Origin of the sequence: Novosphingobium sp. CCH12-A3, from assembly GCF_001556015.1 — a bacterium.
GTDB lineage: Bacteria > Pseudomonadota > Alphaproteobacteria > Sphingomonadales > Sphingomonadaceae > Novosphingobium > Novosphingobium subterraneum.
In genome coordinates this window covers 1-1,391 of record NZ_LSIA01000247.1, presented here as the reverse complement: position 1 = coordinate 1,391, position 1,391 = coordinate 1, and the positions used below count along the sequence as shown (strand labels likewise).

The 1,391-nt window shown below is 62.7% G+C and carries 3 protein-coding genes; all 3 read right to left on the bottom strand.

Features of this window, described 5'->3' with window-relative positions; genetic code table 11:
- Positions 1-488: histidine phosphatase family protein (locus AX703_RS20195; protein WP_062346703.1), on the bottom strand; the 488-nt coding region annotated here is incomplete at its 3' end.
- A gap of 106 nt (positions 489-594) precedes the next feature.
- A complete protein-coding gene (locus tag AX703_RS20190) occupies positions 595-915 on the bottom strand; it encodes a type II toxin-antitoxin system YafQ family toxin (RefSeq protein WP_026109744.1) in 321 nt (106 codons plus the stop codon).
- Positions 884-1,165, bottom strand: coding sequence for a type II toxin-antitoxin system RelB/DinJ family antitoxin (locus AX703_RS20185; RefSeq protein WP_030541215.1), 282 nt, complete (start codon positions 1,163-1,165; stop codon positions 884-886). The genes AX703_RS20190 and AX703_RS20185 overlap by 32 nt, the downstream gene beginning before the upstream one ends.
- Positions 1,166-1,391: the final 226 nt, after the last annotated feature.

The window sequence follows — 1,391 nt, the reverse complement described above, 5'->3', positions numbered from 1 at the left end:
GCGTCGGCGACGATCGCGTGCGCGGCCTGGATGAACTGCCCATGCCCGAACACATAGACCAGCGATCCCGCAGGCATGGCGGCGAGGCGGGCTAGGGCCGCGCCGCCGCGCCGGAGCAGGGTGGCGAAGCTCTCCGCCCCCTCCCCGCCGCAATAATCAGGATCGGCCTCGCTCCAATAGCGTTCGAGATGAGGCATCCGCTCGGCGCTCCGCGTGCCGTTCCAGCGCGCCGGTTGCAGATAGGTGAACTCTTCGATCGGCCACACTTCCACCGGCGTATCGGGGAAACGCGCGATGGTAGGCGCGGCCGTTTGCCGGGTGCGGGTATAGGGCGACGTGACGATGAGCGCCGGCGCTTCGGTCCAACTCGCCGCGACATGATGCGCCTGTTCCTGGCCCCGCTCCGTCAGCTCGATCGTCGCCAAATCATGGCAAGGGATGCCGGCATTGCCAGTGCTTTCACCGTGGCGGATGAATATGGCCCTCATGGCTTCCCCTTCATTGCGGGCAGATTGCTATCTAGGCGATATACAAAAGATAGCTATGTTATAGCGTTGCGCATATTTATGCTTGTATCCGCAAGGAAGCGGCAGGCTATTCGAACAACTCCGAATGCGTGCCGGCGCGCACGAAGTTCACCAGGTTTCCCTCGATCGTGTAGATGAGCAGGAAGTCGCCGCCGATATGGCACTCGCGATGGTCGCTCCAGTCGCCTTTGAGGGCATGGTCCAGCCATTCCGGGCCAAGCGGCGCGTCATTGGCGATAAGGAGCATCATCGCTTCCTTGAGCTGCTTCATGTTGTAGCGCCCGCTGCGCGACAACCGCTCCCAATCCTTCACGAACTTCTTTTCGTAGGAGGCCTCTCGAGGGAGCGAAGCACGCTTACTGCTGGCGGGCTTCTTGGTCGAGGGCATCAAACAATTCCTGAGGATCGGTGAAGCGGGCGCGGCGGGACTTCATCGTTGCGCGAGAGGCTTCGATGGCTGCCCGCGTTTCGGCGTTCGGCACCTTTAGCTCGAAAGGCAAGGCGTGATCCTTCGCGATCCGGGTGAGCGTCATGCGGACCACATCGGATACGGTCAGTCCCAGTTCGGCCAGGACGGCGGCGGCTTCATCCTTCAATGTTTCGTCGATGCGCGCGCGCACGAAAGCGGTAGCGGCCATAAGAACCTCCTGTGATCCGTCTTCATTGTAGCTCAACTGAGCAACAGTTACAACCATCCTGCGCCTGCCGCTTGCGCGGCACCGTGGCTCGAGTCGCTGCGCTCCCCAAGCCCGCACACGGTCTTGGCCATTCGGTGACGATCCACATGGCGGGCGAGATCGCGTGCGCGGATCTCGGGGACAAGGGTGCCGGCGCGCCGGCAGGTTGGGGGCGTTTGCGGGAGGG

Excerpts from the sequence above, each read along its gene's own strand:
- AX703_RS20190 (WP_026109744.1), bottom strand. The coding sequence starts at position 915 with ATGCCCTCGACCAAGAAGCCCGCCAGCAGTAAGCGTGCTTCGCTCCCT.
- AX703_RS20185 (WP_030541215.1), bottom strand. The coding sequence starts at position 1,165 with ATGGCCGCTACCGCTTTCGTGCGCGCGCGCATCGACGAAACATTGAAG.